General features: G+C 66.4%; 23 protein-coding genes. 10 read left to right on the forward strand and 13 right to left on the reverse strand.

The window, feature by feature from the left end; all coding sequences use genetic code 11:
* Together KW835_RS24690 and KW835_RS24695 are read right to left on the reverse strand one after the other, a co-directional pair.
* A partial coding sequence (locus KW835_RS24690; protein ID WP_218387339.1) for a hypothetical protein occupies positions 1-925 on the reverse strand: 925 nt, incomplete at its 3' end.
* A 594-nt stretch (positions 926-1,519) separates the two neighbouring features.
* A complete protein-coding gene (locus KW835_RS24695; RefSeq protein ID WP_218387340.1) occupies positions 1,520-2,323 on the reverse strand; it encodes an exodeoxyribonuclease III in 804 nt (267 codons plus the stop codon).
* Positions 2,324-2,333: 10 nt separating this feature from the next.
* Here KW835_RS24695 and pyrE point away from each other — a divergent pair, with 10 nt between their 5' ends.
* Positions 2,334-3,035: an orotate phosphoribosyltransferase gene (gene pyrE / locus KW835_RS24700; RefSeq protein WP_218387410.1), complete on the forward strand. Its 702-nt coding sequence runs from the start codon at positions 2,334-2,336 to the stop codon at positions 3,033-3,035.
* Position 3,036: 1 nt separating this feature from the next.
* Entirely contained in the window at positions 3,037-3,726 is a 690-nt protein-coding gene (locus tag KW835_RS24705; protein WP_218387342.1) for a DUF4124 domain-containing protein, read from the forward strand.
* Positions 3,727-3,839: 113 nt separating this feature from the next.
* Here the strand turns inward: KW835_RS24705 and gatB are convergent, their stop codons facing one another.
* From gatB to gatC, 3 genes are read right to left on the reverse strand one after another with little or no spacing between them, the layout of a single operon-like run.
* Positions 3,840-5,321, reverse strand: a complete 1,482-nt coding sequence (gene gatB / locus KW835_RS24710; RefSeq protein ID WP_218387343.1) for an Asp-tRNA(Asn)/Glu-tRNA(Gln) amidotransferase subunit GatB — start codon at positions 5,319-5,321, stop codon at positions 3,840-3,842.
* 1 nt (position 5,322) lies between these two features.
* Positions 5,323-6,825, reverse strand: coding sequence for an Asp-tRNA(Asn)/Glu-tRNA(Gln) amidotransferase subunit GatA (gene gatA, locus KW835_RS24715; protein WP_218387345.1), 1,503 nt, complete (start codon positions 6,823-6,825; stop codon positions 5,323-5,325).
* 10 nt (positions 6,826-6,835) lie between these two features.
* Positions 6,836-7,135: an Asp-tRNA(Asn)/Glu-tRNA(Gln) amidotransferase subunit GatC gene (gene gatC / locus KW835_RS24720; protein ID WP_218387347.1), complete on the reverse strand. Its 300-nt coding sequence runs from the start codon at positions 7,133-7,135 to the stop codon at positions 6,836-6,838.
* A 205-nt stretch (positions 7,136-7,340) separates the two neighbouring features.
* Here gatC and KW835_RS24725 point away from each other — a divergent pair, with 205 nt between their 5' ends.
* The 5 genes from KW835_RS24725 to KW835_RS26995 all read left to right on the forward strand — a co-directional run bounded on the left by KW835_RS24725 (position 7,341) and on the right by KW835_RS26995 (position 13,365).
* Positions 7,341-8,384 (forward strand): rod shape-determining protein, encoded by a 1,044-nt coding sequence (locus KW835_RS24725; RefSeq protein ID WP_063460976.1) that lies wholly within the window; start codon positions 7,341-7,343, stop codon positions 8,382-8,384.
* Positions 8,385-8,556: 172 nt separating this feature from the next.
* Complete coding sequence (gene mreC / locus KW835_RS24730; RefSeq protein ID WP_218387348.1) at positions 8,557-9,480, forward strand: rod shape-determining protein MreC; 924 nt, start codon at positions 8,557-8,559, stop codon at positions 9,478-9,480.
* Positions 9,477-9,995 (forward strand): rod shape-determining protein MreD, encoded by a 519-nt coding sequence (mreD, locus tag KW835_RS24735; protein WP_218387349.1) that lies wholly within the window; start codon positions 9,477-9,479, stop codon positions 9,993-9,995. The genes mreC and mreD overlap by 4 nt, the downstream gene beginning before the upstream one ends.
* Before the next feature lie 164 nt (positions 9,996-10,159).
* On the forward strand, positions 10,160-12,100 hold the full coding sequence (gene mrdA, locus KW835_RS24740; RefSeq protein ID WP_218387350.1) for a penicillin-binding protein 2: 1,941 nt from the start codon (positions 10,160-10,162) through the stop codon (positions 12,098-12,100).
* A gap of 200 nt (positions 12,101-12,300) precedes the next feature.
* Positions 12,301-13,365 (forward strand): hypothetical protein, encoded by a 1,065-nt coding sequence (locus KW835_RS26995; RefSeq protein ID WP_255593921.1) that lies wholly within the window; start codon positions 12,301-12,303, stop codon positions 13,363-13,365.
* A gap of 179 nt (positions 13,366-13,544) precedes the next feature.
* On the opposite strand, the gene KW835_RS24750 is transcribed toward KW835_RS26995, so the two are convergent.
* From KW835_RS24750 to KW835_RS24775, 6 genes are all read right to left on the reverse strand, one after another.
* Positions 13,545-14,441 carry a DMT family transporter gene (locus KW835_RS24750; RefSeq protein WP_218387352.1) on the reverse strand — a complete coding sequence of 299 codons (897 nt, stop codon included), beginning with the start codon at positions 14,439-14,441 and terminating at the stop codon, positions 13,545-13,547.
* Positions 14,442-14,660: 219 nt separating this feature from the next.
* A complete protein-coding gene (locus tag KW835_RS24755) occupies positions 14,661-15,962 on the reverse strand; it encodes a DcaP family trimeric outer membrane transporter (protein ID WP_218387354.1) in 1,302 nt (433 codons plus the stop codon).
* 178 nt (positions 15,963-16,140) lie between these two features.
* Positions 16,141-16,887, reverse strand: a complete 747-nt coding sequence (locus KW835_RS24760; protein ID WP_218387356.1) for an amino acid ABC transporter ATP-binding protein — start codon at positions 16,885-16,887, stop codon at positions 16,141-16,143.
* The gene (locus KW835_RS24765; protein WP_218387358.1) at positions 16,884-17,666 is read right to left on the reverse strand and encodes an amino acid ABC transporter permease; all 783 of its coding nucleotides are present in this window, start codon (positions 17,664-17,666) and stop codon (positions 16,884-16,886) included. The genes KW835_RS24760 and KW835_RS24765 overlap by 4 nt, the downstream gene beginning before the upstream one ends.
* 36 nt (positions 17,667-17,702) lie before the next feature.
* The gene (locus KW835_RS24770) at positions 17,703-18,467 is read right to left on the reverse strand and encodes an ABC transporter substrate-binding protein (protein WP_218387359.1); all 765 of its coding nucleotides are present in this window, start codon (positions 18,465-18,467) and stop codon (positions 17,703-17,705) included.
* 363 nt (positions 18,468-18,830) lie between these two features.
* Positions 18,831-19,589 (reverse strand): TSUP family transporter, encoded by a 759-nt coding sequence (locus KW835_RS24775; RefSeq protein ID WP_218387360.1) that lies wholly within the window; start codon positions 19,587-19,589, stop codon positions 18,831-18,833.
* A 366-nt stretch (positions 19,590-19,955) separates the two neighbouring features.
* Between KW835_RS24775 and KW835_RS24780 the strand changes: the two genes are divergently transcribed.
* Both KW835_RS24780 and KW835_RS24785 read left to right on the forward strand, forming a co-directional pair.
* Positions 19,956-21,314 carry an ammonium transporter gene (locus KW835_RS24780; RefSeq protein ID WP_218387361.1) on the forward strand — a complete coding sequence of 453 codons (1,359 nt, stop codon included), beginning with the start codon at positions 19,956-19,958 and terminating at the stop codon, positions 21,312-21,314.
* Positions 21,315-21,511: 197 nt separating this feature from the next.
* Positions 21,512-21,844, forward strand: coding sequence for a hypothetical protein (locus KW835_RS24785; RefSeq protein ID WP_218387362.1), 333 nt, complete (start codon positions 21,512-21,514; stop codon positions 21,842-21,844).
* A 24-nt stretch (positions 21,845-21,868) separates the two neighbouring features.
* On the opposite strand, the gene KW835_RS24790 is transcribed toward KW835_RS24785, so the two are convergent.
* Both KW835_RS24790 and KW835_RS24795 read right to left on the reverse strand, forming a co-directional pair.
* Positions 21,869-22,219 (reverse strand): antibiotic biosynthesis monooxygenase, encoded by a 351-nt coding sequence (locus KW835_RS24790; RefSeq protein ID WP_218387363.1) that lies wholly within the window; start codon positions 22,217-22,219, stop codon positions 21,869-21,871.
* Between the two features lie 62 nt (positions 22,220-22,281).
* The gene (locus KW835_RS24795; RefSeq protein ID WP_218387364.1) at positions 22,282-23,982 is read right to left on the reverse strand and encodes a GMC family oxidoreductase; all 1,701 of its coding nucleotides are present in this window, start codon (positions 23,980-23,982) and stop codon (positions 22,282-22,284) included.
* Positions 23,983-24,279: 297 nt separating this feature from the next.
* On the opposite strand from KW835_RS24795, the gene KW835_RS24800 reads away from it, so the two are divergent.
* Positions 24,280-25,407 carry an ABC transporter permease gene (locus KW835_RS24800; protein ID WP_218387365.1) on the forward strand — a complete coding sequence of 376 codons (1,128 nt, stop codon included), beginning with the start codon at positions 24,280-24,282 and terminating at the stop codon, positions 25,405-25,407.
* Positions 25,408-25,607: the final 200 nt, after the last annotated feature.

Here is a 25,607-nt window from a genome sequence, read left to right on the forward strand (position 1 = left end):
CATTGGCTGCAGTGGTGAAGGTGACGTTGCTGCCCGCGACAAAGGTGTTGATGTTGCTGGCCGAACCGGTCAGTGTCAGGGCCGTGGCTGTGCCGCCCACGGTCACACCGCCGCCGCTGGTGGCCGCGAGCGTGCCGCCGGACACCGACAGCGTGGCAGTCACGCTGCTGCTGCCAGCATCCACATCCGAGAAGCTGATGCCGGTCAAGGCGGTGGCCACATCTTCCGTGACGGAAATGGTCGCAGGCACTGTGGCCACGGGGGCGTCGTTGACCGCCGTCGCATTGAGCGTGATGGTGCCATCCGCAGGGCCCGTACCCGCCGCATCGCGGATGCGGGTGGTAATGGTGGTGTTCTGCGACCAGTTGGCTGCCGGTGTGAAGGCCACGGCTGCAAGGGCCGCGTTCACATCGGAAATCGAGCCCGAGACCGTCCATACGCCGGTGCCCGCGTTGTGGGTGGAGGTGGCCGAGCCAAACGTGCCTGTGCTCAGGCTGCCTGCCGAGGCGTTGCCCAGCGTGAGTGTTGCCGTGAGGGTGTCGCCCGCGTCCGGGTCGGTGATGGCGATGTCGGCCAGCGCCACGCTGCCCGCGTCTTCGGTGAAACCCAGGGACTGGGTCAGGTTGGTGGCGGTGGGAGCAACGTTGGGGACGACTGCCGGCTCGAAGTTCAGGTCATCCACAGCAACGATGGTGTCGGTGCCGGTGATACGGATTTCATCGATGTTGTACCAGTCGCTGCCGAAAGTGAGCGTGCCACCAAAGCCAGCTGTCACGGCATTCTTCGAATACACCACTGCATTGCCACCGCTTCCACTGTTTGTTCCGGTGTCGAACGTGTCGGAAGCCACTTGCGAGCCATTGCGGTAGCCCTTGATCGTGAGAATCGAAGATGTCCCAACGCCAGCTCCGGTGTCGATTTCCATGGAGGCGATGCGGAAATCATCCCCCCCCGCGGACCGAATACGGGCATCAAATGCGCCTGCTATGCCTGTTCCTCCGCTGTCCATATTGAACACCACGGCAAGATCGGCGTTGTTCGGAGTGATACTGAAGACGGCGTCGGAAGATGTCAGTGAATTGAAGCCCGGATCTGGGGACGCCAGGGAATAGGTCACACCGTTGATAGTGACCCCACTGGCCAACAAGTCACGCGGGGTTTCGGAGTCAAAGTTCTGGTCGGCTGGAGCTGGCATCGTTCCCTACTTTCTTCACTGCTGGAATTGAAATATCGGAGGCCAGTGATACGCGGCTGATCAATTGAGACTGGCTATCGATTCAAGTTTAAGGCCCGGCTTTTAAATAGCGGCATGCTTTGTGCGCAATGAATTTCCGGTGGCGAGGAGCACACTGACCTTCAGTCACGCGATCAGCGCGAGACCTTCATGGCCCAGTGCAAAACCGCCGTGGGCCTTGGGGTCGAGACGCGCAATGGGGCGCCCTCGGGCATCGCGTCGGGACGGTGCGTTGACGGGCGGCCCTTTGCGCAACGCAACGGCGATCACTCCCGTGGTGCACGGTTAGAGACTGAAGTCGTAGTCCACCGAGATCGGTGCGTGGTCCGAGAACTTCTCGCCCTTGTAGATGGACTCGCTGCGGGCCAGGGCCGCCAGCGCGGGTGTGGCCAGGTGGTAGTCCAGCCGCCACCCCACGTTATTGGCGTACGCCTGGCCACGGTTGCTCCACCATGTGTAGGCCGTGTCGGTGGCGGTTGGTTGTAACTGACGGTAAACGTCTATCAGCCCACCGCCTTCATCAGTTGTGTGCAACAACTTTGTCATCCAGGCCCGTTCTTCGGGCAGGAATCCGCTGTTCTTCTGGTTGCTGCGCCAGTTCTTGAGATCGATCTGCTGGTGGGCGATGTTGATGTCGCCGCACAGGATGAACTCGCGTTCGCCCTTGATGCGCATGAGATGGGGATGGAACTCCGCCAGAAAGCGGAACTTGGCCAGCTGGCGTTCTTCGCCCGACGAGCCGCTGGGAAAGTAGGCACTGATGATGGACAGCTTGCGCGCGGGGGTGTCAAAGCGCAGTTCCACGTAGCGGCCTTCAGCGTCGAACTCGGCCGAGCCATATCCCACGACCACGTCCGAGGGCGCGTGGCGGGTGTAGATGCCGACACCGGAGTAGCCCTTTTTCTGAGCAAAGTGGAAGTGCCCCTGCAGGTCCGCCAGGCGCTCGAAGCGGTTGGCAATGTCTGCCGCCTGGGCCTTGACTTCCTGCACGCAAATACAATCCGGCCGCGTGGCTGCCATCCAGCTTTCCACGCCTTTGCTGGTGGCCGAGCGGATGCCATTGAGATTGAGGCTGGTTAACTTGAACAAGGATTTCCCCATGGTGGATGTTGGCGCACAAAAATATGGACAAGGCCAGCTGGCGCAGGATTTCGTACGTTTTGCCGTCGAATCGGGTGTGCTGCGCTTTGGCGAATTCAAGACCAAGGCCGGCCGACTGAGCCCGTACTTTTTCAATGCCGGGCTGTTCGATGACGGCAGCAAGATGGGCCGGCTGGCGGAATTCTATGCAAAAGCCCTGATCGCCAGCGGCATCGAATTCGACATGGTCTTCGGCCCCGCCTACAAGGGCATTCCGCTGGCTGCGACCGTGGCTGTGGAGCTGGCCCGCCTGGGCCGCAACGTGCCGTTTGCCTACAACCGCAAGGAGGCCAAGGACCACGGGGAGGGCGGCACGCTGGTGGGCGCCCCCCTCAAGGGTCGGGTGCTCATCGTGGACGACGTGATGTCCGCCGGCACGGCCGCGCGCGAGTCCATCGCCATCATCCGCGCGGCTGGCGCCACACCCCACGCGGTAGCTATTGCGCTGGACCGGCAGGAAAAAGCCACCGAGAATGGACTGGACGTGGACCACAGCGCGGTCCAGTACGTGCGCAACCAGCTGGGCATGCAAGTGTGTGCGATCGCGAGGCTGGCAGACTTATTGCTGTATCTGGCGGATAGCGGGGAAGAGGGGATGCGCTCCCACCACAATAAAGTGCTGGCCTACCGCCAGCGGTACGGCGTTAACGAGGGTCAATGATTTGAGCAGGTTGGCGTGGATCGTCGGTGTGTTGATGGGCGCGACCTTGGTCGCGGACTGCGCGCGCGCGCAGCCGCAGGGGCCGGTGGGCGGCATCTACACTTGTGTGGACCGCAACGGACGCCGGCTCACCGCCGACCGCCCCATTCCGGAGTGCCTGGACCGCGAGCAGCGTGAGCTGAGCCCATCGGGCACCGTGCGCCGCCAGATTGGCCCTTCGCTGACAGAGAACGAGCGCGCGGCCCAGGAAGCGCAGCGGCGCAAAGAGGCTGAAGAACGCGCCCGTGTGGTCGAAGAGCGTCGGCGCGAGCGGGTGCTCACGGCGCGCTACCCTGACAAGGCCACGCACGACGTCGAGCGCGCCGCTGCCATTCAATTGGTCGACGACGTCACCGCCACGGCAGAAAAACGGGTCGCCGAATTGAGGCAGCAGCGCAAAGGCTTCGATGCCGAGATGGAGTTCTACAAAAAGGATCCCAACAAGGCACCCATGACGTTGCGCCGCAAGATCGCAGAGAACGAAGACAGCATCACCGAACAGCAACGCTTTCTGGCCGGTCAGGACCAGGAGAAGCGCAGGGTGCATCAGCGGTTTGACACAGAGCTGGCGTTGCTGCGCAGGCTGTGGGATGAGCAGCGCGCACCCGCGGCCGGTACGTCACAGGTCACGGCTCCTGCTGCGTCGCGCTAGACAGCACGGATTGCCTCCGGTCTGCGCGGCGCGGAGAGGTTGCATACGAAGAGAAAGGGGCGTGAAGCCTCTTTCTCTTTGGTCCATGCCAATGCGTCCTCGTCGTAGCGTCCTCAGCCCGCCAGCTTTGCGCGCAGCACCTCGTTGACCTGCTGTGGGTTCGCCTTGCCTTTGCTGGCCTTCATGATCTGGCCGACGAGGGCGTTGAAGGCCTTGTCCTTGCCGGCGCGGAACTGGGCCACGTTGTCGGCGTTGGCCGCGATCACCTCGTCGACGATCTTCTCCAGCGCGCCGGTGTCGTTCATCTGCTTGAGGCCCTTGGCCTCGATGATCGAATCAACATACGCCAACGCTGTGTCGTGTGAGGTGCCTGGAGCGTGGGTTAGCTCTATAAAAACAGTTTTCGCGGCTGAGTTCGATATCGTTTGATCGGCGATGCGAGTAACGAGTGCCGCAAGATTGCCCGGGGGTACAAACTCAGCAAAGTCCTCGAATGTGTGATCCTCGACGGCATTCAGCCATTTGGAAACTTCACCCATGATCCAGTTGCTGGCGAGCTTGGCCTGGCCGCAGGCCTTGGCCGTCGCTTCGAAGTACGCTGCCATGGCCTTGCTTTGGGTGAGGGTCGTAGCGTCGTACTCGGGCAGGCCGTAGTCGGACACGAAGCGAGCGGCCATGGCGCGCGGCAGTTCGGCCATCTGGGCGCGCTGCTCCTGCACCCACTGCTCGGAGATGTGCAGCGGCGGCAGGTCCGGATCGGGGAAGTAGCGATAGTCGGCCGCGTCTTCCTTGGTGCGCATGGCGCGTGTCTCGCCCGTGTCGGGGTCGAACAGCACCGTGGCCTGCTGGATCGCTCGGCCGTCCTCGATCTCTTCGATCTGCCAGCGGATCTCGTAGTCGATGGCCTGCTGCATGAACTTGAAGCTGTTCAGGTTCTTGATCTCGCGGCGCGTGCCCAGTGGCTGGCCGGGCTTGCGCACCGAGACGTTGGCGTCGCAGCGGAAACTGCCTTCCTGCATGTTGCCGTCGCAGATGCCGATCCAGGTCACGATCTTGTGCAGCTCCTTGGCGTAGGCCACGGCTTCTTCGCTGGAGCTCATGTCCGGCTCGGTCACGATTTCCAGCAGCGGCGTGCCCGCGCGGTTCAGGTCGATACCGGACTGCCCGATGAAGTCTTCGTGCAGCGACTTGCCGGCGTCTTCCTCCAGATGGGCGCGCACCAGGCGCACGGTCTTCTTTTCGTCACCCAGAAAGAACTGCACTTCGCCGCCCTGCACGACCGGGATCTCGAACTGGCTGATCTGATAGCCCTTCGGAAGGTCCGGGTAGAAGTAGTTCTTGCGGGCAAAAATGCTCACTGGCGCAATGTGGGAGCCCAGGGCCAGTCCTAATTTGATAGCGCACACCACGGCTTCGCGGTTCATCACCGGCAGTGTGCCTGGCAGGGCCAGGTCCACGGGGGATGCCTGGGTGTTGGGCTCGGCACCGAAGGCGGTGGGCGAGCGGCTGAATATCTTGGATTGCGTCGCGAGCTGGGTGTGGGTCTCGAAGCCGATGACGACTTCGTAGCCGTGGATCAATTTGCTGGTCGTCATGTCACAGGCCTCCGGGTTGGCGGAGGTGGAAGTCGGTGGCTTGCTGCAGGCGGTGCGCAGCGTTCAGGAGGCGGGCCTCCTGGAAGTAGTTGCCGATGAGCTGCAGGCCCACGGGCATGCCGGCCTCGCCAAACCCTGCAGGCACGCTCATGCCGGGCAGGCCGGCCAGCGATGCGGGCAGGGTGAAGATGTCGGCCAGGTAGTCGGCCAGCGGGTCGTTGCCGTGTTCGCCCAGCTTCCAGGCCACGGTGGGGGCCACGGGGCCGGCGATCACGTCGCAGCTGTTGAACGCGTTCTGGAAGTCGTCGGCGATCATGCGGCGGATCTTCTGCGCCTGCAGGTAGTACGCGTCGTAGTAGCCGTGGGACAGCACGTAGGCGCCGATCATGATGCGGCGCTTGACTTCGTCGCCGAAGCCTTCGGCGCGGGTCTTCTTGTACATGTCCACCAGGTCGGTGTAGTCCTTGGCACGGTGGCCGAACTTCACGCCGTCGAATCGGCTGAGGTTGGACGACGCCTCGGCGGGCGCGATGATGTAGTAGACGGGGATGGACAGCTCGGTGCGGGGCAGGCTGATGGGCACGAGCTTGGCGCCCAGCTTTTCATACTCCTTGAGGGCGCTGTCCACGGCCGCTCGCACATCGGGCGCGAGGCCCTCGCCAAAGAACTCGGCGGGGATGCCAATGCGCAGGCCGTCGATGCTGTCGCTCAGCCTGGCGCCGAAATTCTCGGCGGGCACATCCAGGCTGGTCGAGTCCCGGTCAGGGTCGGGGCCGCACATGGCGGACAGGAGCAGCGCGCAGTCCTCTGCCGAGCGGGCCATGGGGCCGGCCTGGTCCAGGCTGGAGGCGAAAGCGATCATGCCGTAGCGGCTGGCGCGGCCATAGGTGGGCTTGATGCCGGTAATGCCGCAGAACGAGGCGGGCTGGCGGATGGAGCCGCCCGTGTCGGTCCCGGTCACGGCCGGCGCCAGGCGCGCCGCCACGGCCACGGCGCTGCCGCCCGAGGAGCCGCCCGGGACGCGGCTGGTATCCCACGGGTTGCGCACCGGTGCGGGAGCTTCGAACCCCACGGGGGCCACGGCCGAATTTTCGTTGGCCGAGCCCATGGCGAATTCATCGCAGTTGAGCTTGCCCAGCGTCACCGCGCCGGCCTCGGCCAGCTTGGCGACCACGGTGGCGTCGAAGGGCGACCGGTAGCCCGCCAGCATCCTCGAGCCGGCGGTGCTGGGGAAGTCGCGGGTGACGAAGATGTCCTTGTGGGCCAGCGGCACGCCTTCGAGCGCGCCTGCGGTGCCTGCCGCGATGCGGGTGTCTGCTGCCCGTGCCTGCGCCAGGGTGGCTTCTTCGTTCAGCGCCACGAAGGCGCCCAGTTGCGGGTGGGCCTGCGCGCGCGACAGGAAATGCTGCGCGGCTTCTACCGCAGAAAATTGCTTGCCGCGCAGGCCGGCGGCCAGTTCGGCCACTCCCAGGTCGTGCAGGGCTTGGTTCGTGCTGGTGGTCATGCGGGCCTCCTCACTCGATCACTTTGGGAACGAGGAACAGGCCGCGCTCCACGGCCGGCGCGCTCTTCTGGTTGGCTTCCCGCTGGTTGGGCTCGCTGGCCACATCGTCGCGCAGGCGCAGGGCCACGTCCTGGATCGCGGCCACCGGGTGCGCCAGCGGTGTGAGGCCCGATGTATCCACAGCCCGCATCTTTTCCACGATGTCAAAGAAGCCGTTCAGCTGTGTCAGCATGCGCTCACTTTCGGAGGATGTCAGCTCAAGCCGCGCCAAATTGGCAATGCGGCCGATGTCCTGGGGGGTCAGTGCCATAGGGAGGAGAATCTAGAGAAACCAGAAGTAAAGCTGTGATCCGGGGTACGCCGGAGGGAGTTATTCACAGGGGATGGGGTATTATCCCGGCTTTGCCGCGAGGCTCCCGAAATGGGAGTCAATTGCGTGAAAAAAGCCAATAAACACCCCTGAATACCCGGCGATGGCAGGCCGACGTGCATGCCGTGCCTGAGAGGACTTTTGAATGTTCGGAGCTTTCCGTCGGTACTTCTCCACCGACCTTGCCATTGACCTTGGCACAGCCAACACCCTCATCTTCGCCCGCGACAAAGGCATCGTCCTCGACGAACCTTCCGTCGTCGCCATCCGCCACGAGGGCGGGCCCCACGGCAAGAAAGTCATCCAGGCCGTAGGCCACGAAGCCAAGGCCATGCTGGGCAAGGTGCCCGGCAACATCGAAGCCATCCGGCCCATGAAGGACGGCGTGATCGCCGACTTCGTGATCACCGAGCAGATGATCAAGCAGTTCATCAAGATGGTGCATCCCCGCACGCTGTTCACCCCCAGCCCGCGCATCATCATCTGCGTGCCCTGCGGCTCCACCCAGGTCGAGCGCCGCGCCATCAAGGACGCCGCAGAAGCTGCCGGCGCCACCGCTGTCTACCTGATCGAGGAACCCATGGCCGCCGGCATCGGCGCGGGCCTGCCGGTGTCCGAGGCATCGGGCTCCATGGTCGTGGACATCGGCGGCGGCACCACCGAAGTCGGCGTGATCTCGCTGGGCGGCATGGTCTACAAGGGCAGTGTGCGCGTGGGCGGTGACAAGTTCGACGAAGCCATCATCAGCTACATCCGCCGCAACTACGGCATGCTGATCGGCGAGCCCACCGCAGAATCCATCAAGAAGAACATCGGCTCGGCCTTCCCCGGCTCCGAAGTGCGCGAAATGGAAGTCAAGGGCCGCAATCTCTCCGAAGGCGTGCCGCGCAGCTTCACCATCTCCAGCAACGAAGTGCTGGAAGCCCTGACCGACCCGCTCAACCAGATCGTCTCGGCCGTCAAGAACGCGCTGGAGCAGACCCCGCCCGAACTCGGCGCCGACATTGCCGACCGCGGCATGATGCTGACCGGTGGCGGTGCGCTGCTGCGCGACCTGGACCGACTGCTGGCCGAAGAGACCGGCCTGCCCGTGCTGGTGGCCGAAGACCCGCTGACCTGTGTGGTGCGCGGCTGCGGCATTGCGCTGGAGCGCATGGACCGCCTGGGCAGCATTTTCACGAGTGAATGATGTGCCACCCCCCTGAGCCGCTTCGCGGCTTCCCCCCGCTCTCGCAGCGCCGGGCGCTGCGGGCAGGGGGACGCACCCGGTGGCCTGGCGGAGCCAGTTCCACGGGTGCACTGGCGTTGACCGCGCCAGTGTTCTAAGCGGGGGTTAGCGCGAAGCGCTATGAATCACTGACATGCCGCTGGGTACCCTTGAGCGCAGCGCTCCTCCTTTTTTCAAACAGGGCCCGTCGGCCCTGTCGCGTTTGGCCGTCTACAGCGCTTTGGCGCTGTTTCTCATGGTGGCGGACGCGCGCTTTCAGCTGACCGGGCCATTTCGGCAAGCAGTGGGCACGGTGCTGTACCCCGTGCAGTGGCTCATGCTCAAGCCGGTGGAAATGGCCAGCCACAGTTCGGACTACTTCCAGTCGCTCACCACTGCCCAGCAAGAGCTGGATGACGCGCGCAAGAAGATGACCACCATGGGGCAGCGCGCCAACCAGGCCGAGCAACTGGCGCTGGAGAACACGCGGCTGCGGCAGCTGCTGGCGCTGCGCGAGCGGCTCGAAACCCCGGCCCAGGCGGCCGAGGTGATCTACGACACGGCCGACCCCTACACGCGCCGCGTGGTGCTCGACCGGGGGCAGATGGGCGGCGTGGAACTGGGCTCGCCCGTGATGGACGAGGCGGGCGTGCTGGGACAGGTCACGCGCGTGTTTCCGCTGGTGAGTGAGGTCACGCTGCTTGTGGACCGCGACCAGGCGATCCCCGTGCTGAACATCCGCACCGGTGCCCGCGGTGTTGCTTACGGCGACCCCGTGGCGGGCCACGGCGGTGGCATGGAGCTGCGCTTCATGCCCGCCAACGCCGATGTCCGCGAGGACGACCTGCTCACCACCAGCGGCGTGGACGGCCTGTACCCGTCAGGCCTGCCGGTGGCGAAGGTGGTGCGCGTGGAGCGCCGCGCCGACTCGGCCTTTGCCCGTATCTACTGCATGCCGCTGGCACAGGTGCAGGGCGCCCGCCACGTGGTGGTGCTCAAACCCCTGGCCGACAACAACGCGCTGCCCCGGCCTGAGCCCGCGCACCCCGTACCTTCCCGCAAAGGAGCGCGCAAATGATCATGCCGCGCGGCGAGCCGCTGCTGCTGCCCGTCAACCCGGTGTTCATCGGGGCCAGCCTTGCCACGGGCCTGGCCATCAACATGCTGCCCCTGGGCCGCATCGTCTGGACGCCCGACCTGCTCATGGTGCTGCTCGTCTTCTGGGGCGTGCACCAGCCCCTGCGCATCGGCATGGGCGTGGCGTTCGTGCTGGGGCTGTGCATGGACGTGAGCCAGTCGGCGCTGCTGGGGCAGCATGCGCTGTCATACACGGTGCTGTCGTTCGGCGCCATTGCCATCCACCGCCGCCTGCTCTGGTTCAGCGTGCCTTCCCAGGCGCTGCAGGTACTGCCGCTGTTCGCGCTCGCCCATGCGATAGAGCTCCTGCTGCGCATGGCGGCAGGGGGCATATTCCCTGGCCTGTGGAGCTTTCTGGCGCCGCTGATCGAAGCGCTGCTCTGGCCGCTGGCCAGCTGGGTGCTGCTGGCGCCGCAGCGCCGTCCTCCGGACCGTGACCAGAACCGGCCGCTGTAGCATGAGGCAACCCCCTGAGCGGCTGCGCCGCTTCCCCCTTCTCTCGCAATGCTGCGCATCGCGGGAAGGGGGGCGCCACCCGTGGCCTGGCGGAGCCAGTTCCACGGTGGCGCTGGCCTGGGCCGCGCGACTTCCGACACCTATCCGCATCTTGGTGAGCGGCCATGACTGAACTGCGCAGCAGCGAAGCCGACGCTTCGCGCTTTCGGTTGCGTGCGATGGTCATCGGGCTGGTGGTGCTGTTCGCGTTCGGACTGGTGGTGGCGCGGCTGGTGTATCTGCAGGTGATACGGCACGACGACCTGGCGGCGCAGGCCGAGAGCAACCGCACGGCGGTGGTGCCCATCGTGCCCAACCGGGGCCTCATCCTGGACCGCAACGGCGTGGTGCTGGCCACCAACTACTCGGCCTACACGCTGGAGATCACGCCCTCGCGCGCCGGGGTGCTGGATGAAACCATCGACGAGCTTGCCAAGATCGTGGACATCCAGACCCGTGACCGCCGGCGCTTCAAGCGGCTGATGGAAGAGTCGCGCAATTTCGAGTCGCTGCCCATCCGCACGCGGCTGACCGACCAGGAGGTGGCTCGGTTCACCGCCCAGCGCTACCGGTTCCCTGGTGTGGACATCAAGGCCCGGTTGTTCCGCAACTACCCGATGGGCGATGTGGCAGCCCATGCCATCGGCTACATCGGCCGCATCAACCAGACCGAGAAGGCCCGCATCCAGGATTCGGAAGACGAGGCCAACTACCGGGGCACCGAGTACATCGGCAAGCTGGGCATCGAGCAGAGCTTCGAGTCCGCGCTGCACGGCACCACCGGCGTAGAGCAGATGGAGACGTCGGCCGGTGGCCGCGCCGTGCGCAAGCTGTCCAGTCACGCGGCCACGCCCGGCGACAGCGTGATGCTGTCCATCGACATCAAGCTGCAGAAACTCGTGGAAGACCTGTACGGCAATCGCCGTGGCGCGCTGGTGGCCATCGACCCGCGCAACGGCGAGATCCTGGCCCTCGTGAGCAAGCCCACGTTCGACCCCAACCTGTTTGTGGAAGGCATCGACGTGGAGAACTGGACGGCGCTCAATGAGTCGATCGACAAGCCCCTGCTCAACCGCGCCCTGCGGGGTACGTACCCGCCCGGCTCCACCTACAAGCCCTTCATGGCGCTGGCAGCGCTGCAGCTGAACAAGCGCTCGCCCAGCATGGTGGTGAGCGACCCGGGCTTCTACACCTTCGGCGGCCACACTTTCCGCAGCCACGAGGGCGGCCTGGGCGGCGTGGACATGCACCGTGCGATCCAGTTCTCCAGCAACACGTACTTCTATTCGCTGGCGGTCGAGATGGGCGTGGACGCCATCCACGACTTCATGAAGCCGCTGGGCTTCGGCCAGAGCACCGGCATCGACTTGAACGGCGAAGTGCGGGGCACCTTGCCCAGCACCGAGTGGAAGCGCAATACCTACAGGCGCCCGGAAATGAAGCGCTGGTTCCCGGGCGAGACGGTGTCGCTGGGCATCGGACAGGGATACAACAACTTCACCATGCTGCAACTCGCGCTGGCCGAGGCCACGCTGGCCAACGGCGGCACCCGCCATCGCCCGCACATGGCCAAGGCCATCAAGAATTCGGTCACCGGCGTGGTGACCGAGATCGTGCAGCCACCCGGCGAGAACCTGGGCTATTCCCCCAAGAACGTGGAGATCGTTCGCAATGCGCTCGTGGCCGTGAACAAGGGTGGCACCGGCACGCGCGTGTTCGCTGGCTCGGCCTACACCTCGGCGGGCAAGACCGGCACCGCCCAGGCCGTGAGCCTGGGCCAGAACGTGAAGTACAACGCCAAGGCGCTGGAAGAGCACCAGCGCGACCACTCCCTGTTCGCCGCCTACGCACCGGCCGAGGCGCCCGCCATCGCCCTGGCCGTGATCGTGGAGAACGCAGGCTTCGGCGCAGCCCACGCGGCCCCCATTGCGCGCCGTGTGTTCGACTACTGGCTGCAGGGCGAGTACCCGAGCGAAGAAGACATCGCCGCCGTGCAGAAGGGCCAAGCGTCCGCCCCCATCGGCAAACCGCGCCGGGCGGCGGACGTTGCTTTGCCACTGCCCTGACAGCGGCAGGGCCCGCGACGGCGCGGCGCACCGCGCGGTCCACACCGCCAGGGCACATGGGCGGCCTCGGAAAGTTCTTGTTGAACAGGCTCTTACAGCTTGCGCGGACCTTTGTCGGCACAATCCGCCCGTGCACGCCGGGGCGCATGCCAAGACAGGCGGCGCAGACTGCGACGCCCGTCATTGAGGAGACACACACCATGCAACGCCAGCGCCGCCGGGCCCTCGGGGCTCTACCCGTCCTGCTGCTCACCGCCTGCGGCGGTGGTGGTGGCGGTGAGGCGCCTGCGGCACCCCCTGGGCCTCCTTCCCCTGCGCTGCCACCCGCTCCGCCAGCAGGCAGCGCGGCCTACGGCAACCTGTCGCGCGCCAGCGTGGGCGTGGGCGCATCGCTGCAGGGCGCCGTGCCATTCCCGCCCGACAACCCCTGGAACACGGACATCAGCGCGGCCGAGGTGGACCCTGCCTCGGACCGCCTGATCGCCAGCATCGGCGCCGACAAGGGGCTGTACCGCGACTTCGGCGCAGGATTGTGGGAGGGCGCTCCCATCGGCATCCCGTACCAGGTGGTCACCGGCCAGCAGGCGCGCGTGCCCATCGAATACCAGGCGTACGGCGACGAGAGCGACCCCGGTCCTTTCCCGATCCCGCTGGACGCGCCGGTCGAAGGCGCGCCGGGGCAGGGCGGCGACCGGCATGTGCTGGTCATCGACAAGGACAACCAGCGTCTTTACGAACTGGGGCGCGCCTTCGTGCGGGGCGGCGGCTGGCGGGCCGATGTCGGCGCGGAGTTCCATCTGGACAGCAACAACGTGAGGCCCGCCGCCAAGAGCGGGTGGACCAGTGCGGATGCGGCCGGGCTGCCCATCTTCCCAGGGTTGGCGCGGTACGACGAAGCCTCCAGGGGCGCTGGTGGCATCCGCCATGCGCTGCGGTTCACGGCGGCGCGCACGCGCCGGGCGTTCGTACCGCCTGCCACGCACTACGCATCGTCCAGCACCGACGCCAACCTGCCGCCCATGGGCATGCGCGTGCGGCTGAAGGCCGGCTTTGCGATCCCCGCCACGTTCAGCCCCGAGGCCCAGGCCATCCTCACCGCCCTCAAGACTTACGGAATGTTCCTGGCCGACAACGGCTCCGACTGGTATCTCAGCGGTGCGCCCGACGATCGCTGGGACAACGACCGCCTGCGGGCCGAACTGGCCTCGGTGAAGGGGCGCGACCTGGAGGTGGTGAAGATGGTGGGGCTCGTCACGCAGGTGTGAGGGCCTCCAAGGCAACAAGCCTTCAGCGGGCCCGATCCGGATGCAGCGACCACCGTGGCTGGTGCCGTCCGTGCCCTCCGTGTCAGCAGTGGGGGGTGGCAAATTTGCTATTGTTTTGGTAGCTGTTGGCGCTTCTACAGAAAGCGCCAGGCCGTCATTCGACTCAAAAATTGCCGAACTCAGGCCGGCAGCCGTACCTTCGCCGTGGCTGCGGGAGCCCACTGGCTGAACACCAGTGCCGCCACGATCAGCGCCGCGCCGGCGACGCCCGCCCATCCCAGCCGTTCACCAAGCAGCCCCCACGCAGTGAGTGCGGCGAACACCGGCTCCAGCCCGAACACGATGGCGCTGCGCATCGCATCCACCCGCTGCTGGCCCCAGGCCTGCAGCGTGACCACCACCACACTGGCGAGCAGGCCGAGGTGCAGCAGCGCAACCCAGGCCGCCACGGGCAGGTCCGCGGTGGATGACAGCCAGCCCATGCCGCCACCCTGGCCCGCCAGCAGCAGTGTGGACGCGAGCGCCATCACCCCCGCCTGCGCGGCCGCCATGCGCGTGGCCCGCAGCGGGCGCGCTGCGGTGCGCCGCGCGCATTCCTCGAGCGCGAGGATGTAGACCGCATAGAACACCGTGCTCGCCAGTGTCAGCGTATCGCCCAGGTTCCAGGGCTCGTTCTCGTGGAACATCAACGCCATGCCGGCACAAGCCATCGCGCATGCGGCCCACAGCGGCCAGCCGTAGCGCCGTCCCAGCGCCGCCATCGCGAGCAGCGGCACCACCAGCACGTTGAGTCCGGTCACGAACGCATTGCGGTTGCTGCTGGTGCGCGCCAGCCCCTCGATCTGCAGCCAGAACGCCAGGAACAGCAGCACGCCGAGGCCGCAGCCCCACAGCCGCTCATCGCGCCGCATGCCCCACCACAGCGGCGCCAGCACCACCAGCGCGATGACAAAGCGCAGCCAGATGATCTGCAGCGCATCAAGGTGCGCAGACAGCAGCTTCATGGCAGGGAAGGTCGTGCCCCACACCACGGTGACCACCAACAGGGCCACGAGGCCCAGACGTTCGGGTTTCATCGGCTTCAAAATAAAAAAGGCTGGTCGGTTCCCCGGCCAGCCGTCGCAACAATACTCTGCAGCGCGTGGCGCACGACACACGCCCGCAACACAGGCACGGCCCCAGGCCAGTGCCACCGTGGAACTGGCTCTGCCAGGCCACCGGTGGCGTCCCCCTCCCGGAGCGCGCAGCGCGCCGAGAGAGGGGTGAAGGCGCGCAGCGCCTCAGGGGGTGAAACCTCAATTAAACAGATAGCGTGCCTGCAGATTCAGGCGCAGCATGTCGCCCTGCTGGCCGTCGAACGTCGTGCGGCGGCCGCCGATCAGCTCGCCGCCCAGCTCCACGTTCTTGATCGGCAGGTAGTACATGCCGGCATGCCATTGGTACAGCTTGTGGTTGCCTTCGGCGCCGTACGCGTTCACATAGGCATCGCCCAGCTTGTTGCGCGAGCGGACCATGCCCAGCGACACGGTGCCGCGCAGCTTCTCGCTGAACACGTTGGACAGGCCCAGCACCACGCCGTGCGACTTGTCCAGGCGCACGGTGCCGCCGTCCAGCACCGGGTAGTTGGTGCCCACCAGGTAGGCGCCATCACCGTCGCCGTCCAGGCGCGTGTACTGTGCCATCAGCGTGGTCGTGCCGGTGATCTTGTAGCCCGCGCCCAGGCCGAAGCCCATGCCGCGCTTGCTCACGCCGTCCACACGCTGCTCGTGCGAGAGCAGGCGGGCGTTGATGTTGCCCCAGTCGAAGGCCTTGTCCACGCGGGCCACCAGGTTGGGGCTCTTGGCGCCGTCGGTGGGTTCTTCGATGGCGAACTGGAACTTGGCCAAGTTGGGGTCGTTGTAGGTGTAGCGCACCTGCGTGGGCCGGCGGAAGGTCGCGCCAGGCGGGCCGTTGAAGTCCACCGTCTCGGGCAGGTTGTCCGTGTCCATGAAGGTCGACCAGGTCTGGCCGATCAGCCAGCCGGCGTACTCGCCGTAGGCGTGGCGCAGTCGCAGGCGGCCACGGTTGCACTCGCTGCCGCAGTAGGCATAGAAGTCGGCTTCGATCTTGGTGTTGAACGTGCCGATGGAAGTAGGCGTGGAGGTCTCGAAGCCGAAGCGCGAGGTCTGCGCGGTCAGGCTGGCCTTGCCCGAGTGGTTGTCACCCAGGGGCTGCTCCATCAGGTTGGTGAAGGTGTCGCCGGGCGCGGTGCCTTTGAAGTCCTTGACCATGTTGGCTTCGGCGAAGCCATAGATGCGGATCGATGTCTCGCTGCCGGGCAAGCGGAAGCTGCCGGGAATGTCGCCCAACACCACGGCGTCCTTCTGCTTGAGCTCGACCGCATCGATGCGGTCATTCCAGGCCGATGCCGACGCGCCAGCAGGCGCTGCGGCCGGCGCCTGGGCCTGCTGTGCCTTCAGGGCATTGAGCTCGGCGCGCAGCGCCTTGAGCTCGTTGCGCATCTCTTCGAAATCCTTGGCGGTCTGGGCCAACGCTGCGGGTGGCAGGCTGCACAGGCCGGCGGCCATCAGGGCAAGGAACGTGTGGTTCAGTTTCATGGTCACTCCGGTAGGGGTTGTTGGCTTTTGTTATGAGGGGCGCAGCAACCTGGATCTCAGGTGCGCGCGTCATTGAGCGCAGGCCAGAGCGCGTCAAACGGATGGGGCGTGGCACAAGCCCTGATCGCACGTCGGCGGCTCATGCTGCGGGCGTGGCGCAGGCGACTCAGGGGGGGACTCATCCTGTCATGCGGCCGATGAAGGCACGGATACGGTCGTTCGCGGGGTTGCTGAAAAACTCTGCAGGGGGCGCGTCGTGGGCGATGCGCCCCTGGTCGAAGAACATCACGCGGTCCGCCACCTCGCGGGCAAAGCCCATCTCGTGGGTCACCACGATCATGGTCATGCCGCCGCGGGCCAGTTCGCGCATCACGTCGAGCACCTCCTGCACCATCTCCGGGTCCAGGGCCGAGGTGGGTTCGTCGAACAGCATCACCTGGGGCTGCATGGCCAGTGCCCGTGCAATGGCCACCCGCTGCTGCTGGCCGCCCGACAGCTGCCAGGGGTACTTGTGCGCATGGTCCTGCATGCCCACGCGGCGCAGCAAGGCCATGGCCTGCTCGTTGGCCTGGGCGCGCGGCGTGCGGCGGATGCGTCGGGGCGCCAGCGTCACGTTGTCCAGCACGCTCATGTGGCCGAACAGGTTGAATTGCTGGAAAACCATGCCGACCTCGCTGCGCTGCTTTTGCAGCGTGGCCAGGTCGTCGGTGACTTCTTCGCCCCCGATGGTGATGTGGCCGCAGTCGTGGGGCTCGAGCCGGTTGATGGCGCGCAGCAGCGTGCTCTTGCCGGAGCCCGAGGCGCCGATGATCACGGTGACCTCGCCGGTGTTGAACACGGTGGACACGTCGCGCAGCACATGGTGCGTGCCGAACGACTTGCAGACCCGGTCCACCACGATGAAGGGTGTGGCCTGGCGCGTCATTTGTTGCGACCTTCCACATCGAAGCGGTACTCCACCGCGTTCGAGATCTGCGTGACCAGGGTGGTGAGCAGCAGGTAGGTGACGGCCACGGTGGACAGCGTGGCGATGGGCTGGAACGTGGCAGACTGGATGCGGTTGCCCACGTTGGTGAGCTCCACCACGCCGATGGCGTAGGCCAGCGACGAATCCTTGAGCAGCGCCACGAAGTTGCTCACCAGCGGCGGCAGCGAGATCTTGAAGGCCTGCGGAAACACCACATCCAGAAAGACGTGCATGCGGCCCAGGCCCAGGGCCTTGGCGGCCTCGGTCTGGCCGCGCGGCACGGCCAGCAGGCCGGCGCGGATGGCCTCTGCGTTGTAGGCGCCCACGTTCAGGCCCAGGGCCAGCACCGCGGCGGCAAAGTCGGGCAGGTTCAGGCCCGGCACCAGCACCGGCAGCGCAAAGTAAACGAACAGGATCTGCACCAGCAGCGGCGTGCCGCGGATCACCCAGATGTAGAAGCTGGCCACCCAGCGCACGGCGGCCCAGCGCGCGGTGCGGGCCAGCGCCGCGCCGGTGCCCAGCACCAGTCCCACGCTGCCGCTGATCAGCGTGAGCCACAGCGTGGTGCGCGCGCCGTCAGAGAACGCCTGGGCATTGGGGCCGATGGGATCCGGCAGGAAGGACAGCAGCTTGCCGAGCAGTGCCAGCACCAGCACCATCAGGATGACGGCAGAGACGAGCGTGGCGTTGCTGCGCTGCTGGCGGCTCCAGCGCTGCGGCCAAAAGGCAGTGAGCATGAAAAAAGGACCCCGGTGACTACGTGCGGGTCGTGATTACTGGCAACGGACGTCTTCGTTGAAATACTTCTTGGACAGCGCGGCGTAGCTGCCATCGGCCATGACTTCGGCCAGGGCCTTGTTCCAGCCGGCGGCCAGCGAGGTGTTGCCCTTGGCCACGGCGGCGGCGATGCGCTCGATGAAGAGCATGTCGCCGAGCTTGAAGCCGGCGCCCGGGTTCTTTTCGGCCACGGCCTTGGCGACGAAGCGGTCGGTCACCCAGGCGTCCACGCGGCGCGAGTTCAGGGCGCTGCGGGCGTCCACGTCGGTGGGGAAGTTCTTCATTTCCTTGATGGAAGAGACCTTCTGCACGTTCTCGAGGTAGCTGGTGCCGGTCTGCACGGCCACCACCTTGCCCGCCAGGTCCTTGGCGCTCTTGATGGCGGGGTCCATGGCGATGATCATGCCGCCCGAGCAGTAGTGCGGGTCGGTGAAGGTGACGGCCTTGGCGCGCTCGTCGGTGATGCCGTGCGAGGCGATCACCAGATCCCAGCGGTCCTGGCGCAGGCCGGTGAGCAGTGCGTCGAAGCCCAGGGTCTTCCACTGGATGGTCAGACCCATCTTCTTGGCCACCAGCTCGGCCGTCTCGACTTCGAAGCCGGTCAGCGTGGTGCCGTTGAAGAAGTTGAATGGAGCGAACTGCCCCTCGGTCGCAATCAGGATCTTGCCGTCCTTCTTCACCTCGTCCAGCGTGCGGGCCTGGGCACTAGAGAAAGCGGCGCAGAACGCGAGGGCGGTGGCAACAGCCTTGAGCAATTTCATGGGGAGGGTCCTGTCAGGGGTATTTCAGGTACAAAAAATCCGGCATGCGGGTAAGCAGGCCGGAGGCTTTGGAGGGGGTGTGCGCAGTCGTCGCGGATTGCGATGTCTGACGTCACGAAACGGTCACGATTATAGGAACGGGTATTTTTCCTGCGCCACCGGGAAGTCGCGCAAAACACCGGTTGTGGGCGAATTCACAACAGGTTTTAGAGCGGCGCCCCCGAACTGGAGGTGGGTCGGGCCGCAGAGGCCAGGGCCTGTGAGGCCGGCGTGACCGACGCCAGTGCAGCCCTGGAGCCGGCTGCGCCGGGCCAGGGGGTGCGCTCCCCTGCAGGGGGAAGGCGCCGAAGGCGACTCAGGGGGTCATCGCAAAAACGCGTCGTAGCCGGTCTTGAGGATCAGCGTGCTCACCACCACGATGAAGATCCCGCGCACGAAGCCGGTGCCGTGCTTGAGCGCCATGTGCGTGCCCAGCAGGCTGCCCACCACGTTGGCGATGGCCAGCGTCACGGCGAAGTGCCACCAGACATGGCCCTTGGCGGCAAAAAGCGCGATGGCGGCGATGTTGGTGGCGCAATTGAGCAGCTTGGCCGAGGCCGATGCATTGAGAAAGTCATACCCGAGCATCCGCACGAACAGGAAGACGAAGAAGCTGCCCGTGCCCGGCCCGAAGAAACCGTCGTAGAAGCCGATCAGCACGCCGATCAGGCTGGCCGCCACCACCTCGGTACGGCCGCTGTAGCGCGGCGCATGGTGCCGTCCCAATTCCTTCTTGGCCAGGGTGTAGAGGAGTACGCCCAGCAGTACCAGCGGCAGCAGCTTGCGCAGAAAGTCGGCCGAGATCACCGTGACGGCCCAGGCCCCGGCAAACGACCCCGCGAAGCCCGCGGCGGCCGCAGGCAGCATGGCTCGCCAGCGCACCTGCACACGCCGGCTGTACTGCCAGGTGGCCATGGCCGTGCCCCACACCGACGCTGCCTTGTTCGTGCCCAGCAGCGTGGCCGGCGGCGCGCCAGGAAAAGCCGCGAACAGCGCCGGCACCATCACCAGACCCCCTCCGCCCACTATCGCATCCACAAACCCGGCCAACAGCGAGGCCAGGGTGATAAAAATCCATTCCATCTCAGGATTGTCGCACCTTGCGTGCTATCAATTCAGGACCGCATCGCCCGGATGGAGTGGCGGTGTGTTCTGCGACCGGGCAAGAAAAAAGCGCTGGGATCGCCAGCGCCTGGAAAGGATCTGCACCTCGTTGGGTGCTTGGATGAATATGGTTGTAGGTAGAAAGTGTCTCCTCGGGCCCCTCGCTTGGCACACCGAAGCGCGCTTTCGAGTGCCGCAACTGTAACGGCCGCACCCCCATGGTGCATTGGGGGTTTCCCGCCCCCCTTTGCAGTGCATATCCAGGTTTTTTGCTCGTCTATATGGCATTTTCTGCTGGCATGGCTCGTGCAATCCGCTTGTAACAATTTGCGAGAAGGAGCCTTCATGCAGGGAGTCGTGTACCGGGTCGTGGCAGCGGTGTTGTTGTGCCTGGGGCTGTGTGGCGCTGCGCTTGCGCAGGGCACGCAGCAGGACGCCGGGGCTTCCGGCGCGGCACCGGCGCCCCTGCGGCCTGTGATGGTGGCGCAGGACACGGTGAACGCAGCGCACACCGGATGGATGATGACCTCGACCGCGCTGGTGTTGCTCATGACGTTGCCGGGTGTGGCACTGTTCTATGCCGGCATGGTGCGAAAGAAGAACGTGCTGAATACCATGGCCAGCGTGGTGGCCATCGCGGCGCTGGTCAGCCTGTGGTGGTTCGCTGCGGGCTACTCGCTGGCCTTCACACCGGGCAGCCCCTGGCTGGGCGGGTGGGACCGCGCTGGCTTCACGGGGCTGGACTTCGACCTGGCGGGCGGCAAGCTTGCGGTGAGCCACGTGGCGCCGCACATTCCCGAATCGGTGTACGCGATGTTCCAGCTCAGTTTCGCCATCATCACCGCCGCGCTGCTGGTGGGAGCCCTGGTCGAGCGCATGCGGTTCTCTGCGCTGCTCATCTTTGTCAGCCTGTGGACGTTGGTGGTTTACGCGCCGGTGGCTCACTGGGTGTGGGAGCCCGGAGGCTGGCTGGCGCGCATGGGGGCGCTGGACTTCGCTGGTGGCTCGGTGGTCCACGTGAACGCGGGCGTCGCGGGGCTCGTCTGCGCGTGGTTCCTGGGGCGCCGCACGGGCTATGGGCGCGAGCCGTTCGAGCCCTACAGCCTGGGGCTCACGATGGCGGGCGCTGGCATGCTGTGGGTGGGCTGGTTCGGCTTCAATGCGGGCTCTGCCGTGGCTGCCGATGGCCGCGCCGGGCTGGCGATGGCGGTCACGCATATCGCGGCGGCAGCGGGCGCCTTGTCGTGGATGGTGGGCGAATGGATCGTGCGTGGCCGCCCCTCGCTGCTGGGGCTGTGCTCGGGGCTGGTCGCAGGGCTGGTGGCGATTACCCCGGCGGCGGGTTTCGTCACGCTGCGCTCGGCCTTGGTGATCGGGCTGGTGGCAGGCCTGGCCTGCTATTGGGGTGCCACGGGGCTCAAGCGCCTGCTGCGTGCCGATGATTCGCTGGACGTGTTCGGCGTGCATGGCGTGGGCGGCATTGTGGGTTCGCTGCTGACAGGCGTGCTGGCCAGTCCCACGGTGGGCGGCGTCTCGGGCAGCCTGCTCACCCAGGCCATCGGCGTGGGTGCCGTGATGGGCTACAGCCTGGTGGCGACGGCGGTGCTGCTGTGGATCACCAACTTCGTGGTCGGCCTGCGGGTGGACGAGCAGAGCGAGCAGACGGGCCTGGACATTGCGCAGCACCGTGAGCGGCTGGGGTAGACATGGCTCCCCCTGGGTCGCCTGCGGCGCCTTCCCCCAGAGGGGGACGCCACCGGTGGCCTGGCGGAGCCAGTTCCACGGTGGCCCTGGCTTGGGCAGCGCGTGTTCAGCGGCCGTGGGGATTGCGCACTATCGAGGTCTCAAACTGCCAGACGGTTTCCTGAATGACGGGGCCTCATAGCTTTCAAGGAGCGACCATGCCTGATTCCGACAAGCTGGCCATTGCCGCCCATCTGCACGTGCTGCTGCGCCGCAAGACGGGGCGTGTGACGGACACCGAGTGGATGGCCGTGAATGCGGACTACGCGGCGGAGGTGGTGCGCTTTGCGCGCCAGCGCGCGCAGGAAGACGGCGTGCCTGAGCTGGCCGACTGGGCTGACCGGCTGGACCATGCCATGCACGCGGTGGCGCCGCCAGCAGCGCGGCGGCCGCTGCTTGATGTGGCAACCCAGGCAGTGCGCCAGCGGGCCGTGCCTGCGGCGCCCGAGCCGGTGCCTGAAGCGCCGCGTTATGTGGGCGGCATCCGCTGAGGCCGCGCCGGCGCCGGGCCGTGCTCAGTGCGCGGGTGCGCCGCCGGCAAACAGGGCGGCGGTGGGCAGTAGGCCGGTGAGCTTGTCGTCGCCGTAGGTGCGCAGCACCTGCGAGACCACCACCTGGTAGCCGTCGAGCCACTGCGCCTGTGCGGCCTTGGCCTCCAGATGGGCAGGGTGGCGCATCAGCGCCTGCAGGGCGTCGAGCGACCGCCAGTAGTACACGTTGGAGACGAGGCCGCGCGCGGTGTCGTCCCACGCTTCTTCGCCCAGATAACCATCGATGGAGCGGGCCGCCGTGGCAATCACCTGGTCCAGTCGATGGAAGGCATCGTCGAACTGTTTGGTGGCAAAGATGAAGGTGGAGGAGTACATGGGGCGCGATGGTAATCACATCGCGGCCCCGCCGACACCCTGCATGTCCGTGGCCCGGCCCGTCACGCCGCTTGGCGGGCCTTCACGATCCACTCCGCCGCCTTCTCGGCCAGCATCAGCGTGGGCGAGTTGGTGTTGCCGCTGGTGATGGTGGGCATGGCGCCTGCGTCCACCACGCGCAGGCCGGCCACCACGGCGCTCGGGCCTCTGCCGGGGTCGCGCACGCGCATCTGCGGGTCCAGCACGGCCATCGGGTCGCCGTCCCGCCCCATCTTGGTGGTGCCCACGGGGTGGAAGATGGTGGTGGCGATGTCGCCGGCCAGGCGGGCCAGGTCTTCGTCACTCTCGAACTGCACGCCGGGCTTCCATTCCTCGGGCTTGTATGGGGCCAGCGCGGGCTGGGCCACGATGCGGCGCGTGACGCGCAGGCTGTCGGCGGCCACCTGGCGGTCTTCGGGCGTGGAGAGGTAGTTGGGCGCGATGGCCGGCGCGGCCTTGAAGTCGGGTGCCTTGATGTTGACGGTGCCGCGGCTCGTGGGGTTGAGGTTGCACACGCTGGCCGTGAACGCCGGGAAGCTGTGCAGCGGCTCGCCGAAGGCGTCGAGCGACAGCGGCTGCACGTGGTATTCGATGTTGGGATAGGGCTGGCTCGCGCTGCTGCGCGTGAAGGCGCCCAGCTGCGATGGCGCCATGCTCATGGGGCCGCTGCGCTTCATCGCGTATTCCAGGCCGATCTTGGCCTTGCCCCAGAGCGAGCCGGCCATCGCATTGAGCGTGGGCACACCGTTGACCTTGAACACCGCGCGGATCTGCAGGTGGTCCTGCAGGTTGGCGCCCACGCCGGGCAGGTCGACCGCCACATCGATGCCGTGCTGGCGCAGCAGTGCGGCAGGGCCGATGCCCGACAGCTGCAGCAGCTGCGGCGAATTGACGGCGCCCGCGCTGAGGATGACTTCGCCCGTGGCGTGGGCCGTGACCATCTCGTGGCCGTCCCACACCTGCACGCCGGTGCAGCGCCGGCTGCCGTCAGGCTGCGTCTCGATGACGAGCTTGGCGGCCTGCGCGCTGGTCCACATCTCGAAGTTGGGCCGGCCGTAGCAGGTGGGGCGCAGGAAGGCCTTGGCCGTGTTCCAGCGCCAGCCGCTTTTCTGGTTGACCTCGAAGTAGCCCACGCCTTCGTTGCTGCCGCCGTTGAAATCATCGGTGGCCGGTATGCCAGCCTGCTGCGCGGCCTGGGCGAAGGCGTCCAGCACGTCCCAGCGCAGGCGCTGTTTTTCCACCCGCCATTCGCCCGTGCTGCCGGTGGATTTGTTGCCGTGCAGGCGCTTGAAGTTCTCGTTCACGCCGCCGGGCTGGTCCAGGCGCCAGTGGTCTTCGTGGCGGCGGAAGTAGGGCAGGGCATTGTCCCAGCGCCAGCCGGCGTCGCCCGTCAGCTCGGCCCACTGGTCGTAGTCGCGCGCCTGACCTCGCATGTAGATCATGCCGTTGATGCTGCTGCAGCCACCCAGGGTCTTGCCGCGTGGGTAGCGCAGTGTGCGGCCGTTCAGGCCCGCGTCGGGCTCGGTGTTGTAGAGCCAGTCGGTGCGCGGGTTGCCGATGCAGTACAGGTAGCCCACGGGGATGTGGATCCAGTGGTAGTCGTCCTTGCGGCCGGCTTCGATCAGCAGCACACGGTAGCGGCCGTCGGCGCTCAGTCGGTTGGCGAGCAGGGCGCCGGCGGTGCCGCCGCCGATGATGATGGTGTCAAACGTGGTGTCGCTCATGGGCAGGGCAGATCGGGTCAGGGCCGCAGGCGTTGCGGTGCGGTGGGTGGTCGGTGCGCCATTGTGCGGATCGCACATGCCGTGTCGATAGGGGTCCTGCCTATTGCTATTGTTTGAATAGCTATAAAGTGTTCGTGGCTGGGCGGTGCAGGGTTGTTTGATATTAATTTCACACGCTGGCAGGTGGCATGCGCCCGCCGCCGCGTCCCTGGCGGGCGCCAATCCTACGCGCTGCGGGTGCGTGGCTCCGCTACCATGCACGCTCCCTTTGCCTCTTGGCGCCCGTTCGCCCTCCCCATGCCCGACCACGCACCTCGCATCGTTCGCACCGACACGCCCCAGGGCGTGAGTGCGCAACTGCATGGGCGCTGGGGTGCGGCCGAGCTGGGCACCCGCGGGCAATGGGAGGCCGTCTCCGAGCAGCTGCGGGCCAGCCCTGCAGCGCCCGGGCTGGGTTGGGACCTGACGCAGTTGCAGTGGCTGGACCACGTCGGCGCGCAGCTGGTGTGGAACCACTGGCAGCGCGCCTGGCCCGCGCAGTTGGCCTGCACCGACGGCCAGCGCGACATGCTCGAGCGCGTGGCGCAGTTCACCACCAGCACCGCGCCTGCGCGCGAGCCGTGGCGGCTGGCCGAGCAGGTGGACCATCTGGGCGTGCTCGTGCTCCATGGTCTGAGCCATGCGCGCCACATGCTGGAGATGGTGGGCCAGCTGGTGCTGGACATCGCTCGCCTGCTGCGCGCGCCCAGCCGGGGGCCCTGGCGCGACGTGTCGGGCCACCTCTACCGCATGGGCGCCACGGCGCTGCCGATCACGGCGCTGGTGGGGTTTCTCATCGGCGTGGTGCTGGCTTACCTCATGAGCCTGCAGCTGCGCCAGTTCGGCGCCGAGTCGTTCATCGTCAACATCCTCGGGATCTCGCTGATCCGCGAGCTGGGGCCCATGCTGGCCGCCATCCTGGTGGCGGGCCGCTCGGGCTCGGCCATCACGGCGCAGATCGGCGTGATGCGCGTGACCGAAGAGCTCGACGCGATGCGCGTGATGGGCATCCCGCACGGCTTTCGGCTGGTGATGCCACGCACGCTGGCGCTGGCGATTGCGATGCCGCTCATCAGCGTGTGGACCACCTTGGCCGCGCTGGCCGGCGGCATGCTGGCGGCCGACCTGGCCATGGACATCTCGCCTGCGTATTTCGTGCAGGCGCTGCCCGCCGCCGTGAAGGTGGGCAACCTGGGGCTCGCCATGGCCAAGTCGGTGGTGTTTGGCGCGGGCATCGCCCTCGTGGGATGCCACTGGGGCCTGCGCGTCAAGCCCAACACCCAGAGCCTGGGCGAAGGCACCACGGCATCGGTGGTCACCTCGATCACCATGGTCATCATCGTGGATGCGCTGTTTGCCATCGCTTTCAAGAATATTGGGATATGAGCTCCCCCCTGAGTCGCACATCGCCCGGTGTTGCCGCCAGAGTCGGCAACTCTTCGGTGCCGTCCAAGCCTGCACTGGCAGGCTCGGAGCCGCGGCCCCTCAGCCCCCTGAGGGGGGACGCCACCCGTGGCCTGGCAGAGCCAGTTCCACGGTGGCACTGGTGTGGGGCGCGCCAGTGTCGTAGGTCGGCGACGGTGCAA

Origin of the sequence: Acidovorax sp. sic0104 (assembly GCF_019219095.1) — a bacterium.
Taxonomy (GTDB): Bacteria; Pseudomonadota; Gammaproteobacteria; order Burkholderiales; family Burkholderiaceae_C; genus Acidovorax.

What these genes read in the sequence shown, in the direction of transcription:
- pyrE (WP_218387410.1), top strand. Translation starts at nt 2,334, where the DNA reads ATGGTGGATGTTGGCGCACAAAAATATGGACAAGGCCAGCTGGCGCAG.
- gatB (WP_218387343.1), bottom strand. Translation starts at nt 5,321, where the DNA reads ATGACGACCAGCAAATTGATCCACGGCTACGAAGTCGTCATCGGCTTC.
- gatA (WP_218387345.1), bottom strand. Translation starts at nt 6,825, where the DNA reads ATGACCACCAGCACGAACCAAGCCCTGCACGACCTGGGAGTGGCCGAA.
- gatC (WP_218387347.1), bottom strand. Translation starts at nt 7,135, where the DNA reads ATGGCACTGACCCCCCAGGACATCGGCCGCATTGCCAATTTGGCGCGG.
- KW835_RS24725 (WP_063460976.1), top strand. Translation starts at nt 7,341, where the DNA reads ATGTTCGGAGCTTTCCGTCGGTACTTCTCCACCGACCTTGCCATTGAC.
- mreC (WP_218387348.1), top strand. Translation starts at nt 8,557, where the DNA reads ATGCCGCTGGGTACCCTTGAGCGCAGCGCTCCTCCTTTTTTCAAACAG.
- mreD (WP_218387349.1), top strand. Translation starts at nt 9,477, where the DNA reads ATGATCATGCCGCGCGGCGAGCCGCTGCTGCTGCCCGTCAACCCGGTG.
- mrdA (WP_218387350.1), top strand. Translation starts at nt 10,160, where the DNA reads ATGACTGAACTGCGCAGCAGCGAAGCCGACGCTTCGCGCTTTCGGTTG.
- KW835_RS26995 (WP_255593921.1), top strand. Translation starts at nt 12,301, where the DNA reads ATGCAACGCCAGCGCCGCCGGGCCCTCGGGGCTCTACCCGTCCTGCTG.
- KW835_RS24750 (WP_218387352.1), bottom strand. Translation starts at nt 14,441, where the DNA reads ATGAAACCCGAACGTCTGGGCCTCGTGGCCCTGTTGGTGGTCACCGTG.
- KW835_RS24755 (WP_218387354.1), bottom strand. Translation starts at nt 15,962, where the DNA reads ATGAAACTGAACCACACGTTCCTTGCCCTGATGGCCGCCGGCCTGTGC.
- KW835_RS24760 (WP_218387356.1), bottom strand. Translation starts at nt 16,887, where the DNA reads ATGACGCGCCAGGCCACACCCTTCATCGTGGTGGACCGGGTCTGCAAG.
- KW835_RS24765 (WP_218387358.1), bottom strand. Translation starts at nt 17,666, where the DNA reads ATGCTCACTGCCTTTTGGCCGCAGCGCTGGAGCCGCCAGCAGCGCAGC.
- KW835_RS24770 (WP_218387359.1), bottom strand. Translation starts at nt 18,467, where the DNA reads ATGAAATTGCTCAAGGCTGTTGCCACCGCCCTCGCGTTCTGCGCCGCT.
- KW835_RS24775 (WP_218387360.1), bottom strand. Translation starts at nt 19,589, where the DNA reads ATGGAATGGATTTTTATCACCCTGGCCTCGCTGTTGGCCGGGTTTGTG.
- KW835_RS24780 (WP_218387361.1), top strand. Translation starts at nt 19,956, where the DNA reads ATGCAGGGAGTCGTGTACCGGGTCGTGGCAGCGGTGTTGTTGTGCCTG.
- KW835_RS24785 (WP_218387362.1), top strand. Translation starts at nt 21,512, where the DNA reads ATGCCTGATTCCGACAAGCTGGCCATTGCCGCCCATCTGCACGTGCTG.
- KW835_RS24790 (WP_218387363.1), bottom strand. Translation starts at nt 22,219, where the DNA reads ATGTACTCCTCCACCTTCATCTTTGCCACCAAACAGTTCGACGATGCC.
- KW835_RS24795 (WP_218387364.1), bottom strand. Translation starts at nt 23,982, where the DNA reads ATGAGCGACACCACGTTTGACACCATCATCATCGGCGGCGGCACCGCC.
- KW835_RS24800 (WP_218387365.1), top strand. Translation starts at nt 24,280, where the DNA reads ATGCCCGACCACGCACCTCGCATCGTTCGCACCGACACGCCCCAGGGC.